Raw genomic sequence first — 3,905 nt, forward strand, 5'->3', positions numbered from 1 at the left:
CCGCTCCGCTACCAACTTCATGGCGGCCGTCCACATCGCCGCAACCGTCGCCTACTGGTTATGAGTCTGGACCCTAGGGGTTCAGAACTGCACCAAAATCGAGCAGGTCATATGCTCACCGCCGGCAACCTCAATTCTCGGTGGTTGCGGGCCCCTGCAACCAACGTTACCGAACGCACCTGTTCCCGAAGGCCGGCCGCTCCCGCAGCGCCGGCCATTGCTGCGTTTGCGCTCAGGCCGAGACTGAGCAGCGCCACCAGATCACCCTCCAGGTCGAGTTTGAAGTTTCGGGCGTTGTTGGCATTGAAGCGCACCGCCACCCACTCGATCATCCGGCCGGTGTAGCTCTGTATCCTGGCGATATGAAAATGTAGATCGCAGGCATGATTTCGCATCGGTACCTCCTTTTGATCACTGTCCTTTCCATGAGCGGACGGTCTGCCGAGCTTTACGCCAATGAACTGCGGTTCTGCTCCACTCGTCACCCGAAACACCGCGAGTTACACTATCCGTCATGCGTCGATGCTGACGCTTCCGATCGGGCGGGAGCAGCAGGCGAGGATGTAGCCCTCGGCGATGTCCTCGTCGGAAATGCCGCCGCTGTGGACCATGTGGACCTCGCCGGACAGCTTGCGCACCTTGCAGGTGCCGCAGACGCCGAAGGTGCAGCCGGACGGGATGTTCAGGCCGGCAGTCTTGGCGACATGCAGGATGGTGTCGGTCTCGTCGCAGCCGGCCGTCACGCCGGAGGCGCTGAACGTCACCTCCGCAGCATGCGAGGGGTCGGGAACGAAATCGCCGGTCTCCGGCGTTTCGTCGGTGTCGAGGACCGGCGCGCTGAAGCTTTCCTGGAAATAGCGGGACATGTCGAAGCCGAGCGCGATCAGCATGTCGCGCACGCTCTTCATGAAGGGTTCCGGCCCGCAGCAGTAGACATGCCGGTCGAGATAGTCCGGGGCGATGGCGCCGAGCATGACCTGGTTCAGCCGGCCGCGATAGCCGGTCCAGACATCGAACGGGTCGTCCTGTTCGACGATGAAGTGCAGCTTGATCGACGGCACGCGGGAGGCCATCAGCTCCAGCGTCCGGCGGCAGACCAACTCGGCCGGGCGTTTCGCGCAGGTGACGAGGACGACGTCGATCCCGGTGCCGCGGTCGAACAGATAGGTGGTCATCGACACCGACGGGGTGACGCCGGAGCCTGCCGAGAGGAACAGGTACTCCTCCCGCGCATCGGGCAGCAGCGCGAAGTTGCCGGCCGGTCCCTTGGCGCGCAGCCGCATGCCGGGCCGCAGAGTGTCGAGCATCCAGCGGGTGCCGATGCTGCCGGCCTGCGCCTTCACCGTCAGCGAAATCCCCATGGGACGCGACGGCGAGGACGAGATGGTGTAGGTCCGCCACACCGGCCCGCCGGGGACCGGCAGTTCCAGCGTCAGGAACTGGCCGGGCCGGTAGCGGAATTGGGCGCCGGTGGGTGCCACGAAGCTGATGGTCGCGGTGTCCGGCGCCTCCGGCACGACCGAACAGCATTCGAGCGGTTCGTCGTCCGTCCACAGGCCGGCCTCTGCCGCCATGCCGATCTCTGAAACCAAAATCATGGGGGCTTACTCCGCGGCCATGGCTGTGCGCAGCGCGGGCGCGTCGGCCAGGGCGGCGGCATACCAGTCCTGGAACTGGACGATGCCGGCCTCATGGTCGTTCGACAGCGGACCGGGCTCGTAGCTGGGGGACAGGATGCCGCGCTGGTTGTCCTCGACCACCGTCCTGTCCTCGGCATTGGTGGCGATCCACACTTCGGTCAGGCGGCTGACGTCGTAGTCCCGCCCTTCGACCGCGTCCTTGTGGACCAGCCATTTGGTCGTCACCTCCGTCTCGGTCGGGCCGAGCGGCGTGACCCGGAAGACAATTGCGTGGTCGCCGAGGAAATGGTTCCAACTGGACGGGTAGAGGAATTTCAGCAGCGCCCCGGCATTCCTGAACGGGAAGCTGGAATTGGGCCTGGCGACCGCCGCCTTGCCGTCCATGGTGTAGCTTTCGGCGCTGCCGAGCAGCGGCATGCGGACGAAGCGCCAGAAACCGTCCGCCGCCATGCGGAATTCGGACGGGGCGCCGACCGCCTCGCAGCGCTCGCGATGGGCGTCCAGCTCGCCGGCGAGGCCGTTGCCGCCGTTGCCGATCAGGCGCGCGTCCTCCGGGAAGGTCCGGCACAGGGCGGGGTGGTTGCCGGCGCAGTGGTAGCACTCGCGGTTGTTCTCCCAGACCAGCTTCCAGTTGCCCTTCTCGACGATGGTGCTCTGGTGGGCGACCTTGGAGTTTACGAGGTCGTGCGGCGCCAGATAGCGGGCGGCCTCGACGGCGAACTCCTCGAAGGGCGGGGCGGTTTCGGCGAGGCAGATGTAGACCAGCCCGGCGACCTCGCGGCAGTGGACCGGTTTCAGCCCATGCTGCCTGCGGTCGAACTCCGGCCCCATGTCGCGCGCCCAGAGGAGCGAGCCGTCGAGGCCGTAGGTCCACTGGTGGTACGGGCAGACGATCTTCGGCCGGGACCCCTTCTCGCCCTTGCACAGCACCGAGCCGCGGTGGCGGCAGCTGTTGTGGAAGGCGCGGATCGTGCCGTCGTCGCCGCGCACGATGATGACCGTGTGATCGACGACGGTGTGGACGACATGGTTTCCGGCCTTCGGGATCTCGCAGGCCGGGATGGCGAAGAGCCAGCGCCTGTACCAGATGCGGTCCACATCCATCCGGAAGACGGCGGGGTCGGTGTAGAGGTCCCGCGGGAGGGAATAGCCGGGGCGGCGGTCGGTCAGGAGGGCGAGGATGTCCGCATCATGCAACATGGTCGATGCTCCGGGAAAGCGGGGGCCTGTCAGGTGATCTCGGGCCGGTTATTCTTGGATCGGGTGATTTTGGCTGCGCGCTGCCATTGCCGGCATCGATGCCGTGCATCGAAGGGCGGTTTGCGGCCTTGCGGGAGTGGGGGCGGTGACGGAATCGGCTGTTCCATCATTTGCGTGCAGCTTAACGGAAGATCGCGGGCCGGATTGACTGAAAAAAACTCGCCGGCCCTTCGAGAAAAACTCACGCCGCCGGGGTGGTGTCGGTGGCTTCGGCGGCGGCCTGCCCGACGATCCAGTCCCGCAATGTGCAGACGGCGTCGCTCATGGCGAGGTTGCGGTTCCAGGTGAGGTGATAGGCGCCGGGCGCGCGCAGCGTCAGGCCGGCCAGTGGGACGAGCGTGCCGGCCGCGACATGGTTGCGGACCAGCCGGTGCCAGCCGATGGCGACACCCTGCCCGGCTTGGCAGGCCTGGAGGGCGAAGGCGAAGTTGCTGAAGCGCCGCCCCGGCAGTGGGGCATGGGGGATGTTGCCGCGCCGCAGGAATTCGTCCCACCCGGTCCAGTCCGGATCGACCCAATCGATGTGAAGGAGGGGCAGCGATGGAAGATCGGCAATGGTGATGCCCCGGTAACGCTCAGCCAGGGTGGGGGATGCGACCGGATAGATCGTCTCTTCAAAGAGCTGAACCGAGATTTCATCCGGCCAGGCGCCAAAGCCGTAGCGGATCCGCAGATCGACCTCCGCCCGGCGGAACCCATGGGCGTCGTCGGTGACGAGATGGTTGACGCCGATGTCGGGGAAGCGGTGCCAGAAGTCGCTCATCCGCGGCATCAGCCAGCATTTGGCGAAGGCATCGGTGCAGGCCAGCGTCACCGGCCGCTGCGGCTGCCCGGCGCGGATCGTGTCGAGGGTGTCGGCCGTACGCCGGAAGGCTTCCGCGAGCGTGGCGTAGAGCGTTTCCCCCTCGGCGGTCAGCGCCATGCCGGATTGGCTGCGGCCGAACAGCGGGATGCCGAGTTCCTCCTCCAGCCCCTTGATCTGGCGGCTGACCGCGCCCGGGGTGA

General features: G+C 66.4%; 4 protein-coding genes. All 4 read right to left on the bottom strand.

The features are described from left to right. Positions 1-107: 107 nt before the first annotated feature. Positions 108-395, bottom strand: a complete 288-nt coding sequence (locus TSO352_RS18120; RefSeq protein ID WP_199231647.1) for a hypothetical protein — start codon at positions 393-395, stop codon at positions 108-110. 117 nt (positions 396-512) lie between these two features. Further along, complete coding sequence (locus TSO352_RS18125) at positions 513-1,598, bottom strand: hybrid-cluster NAD(P)-dependent oxidoreductase (RefSeq protein ID WP_109108704.1); 1,086 nt, start codon at positions 1,596-1,598, stop codon at positions 513-515. 6 nt (positions 1,599-1,604) lie between these two features. After that, on the bottom strand, positions 1,605-2,840 hold the full coding sequence (locus tag TSO352_RS18130) for an aromatic ring-hydroxylating dioxygenase subunit alpha (protein ID WP_109108705.1): 1,236 nt from the start codon (positions 2,838-2,840) through the stop codon (positions 1,605-1,607). A 241-nt stretch (positions 2,841-3,081) separates the two neighbouring features. Next, the coding region (locus TSO352_RS33550) for a LysR substrate-binding domain-containing protein (RefSeq protein WP_199231648.1) at positions 3,082-3,905 on the bottom strand (824 nt) is incomplete at its 5' end.

The organism is Azospirillum sp. TSO35-2 (assembly GCF_003116095.1).
GTDB lineage: Bacteria > Pseudomonadota > Alphaproteobacteria > Azospirillales > Azospirillaceae > Azospirillum.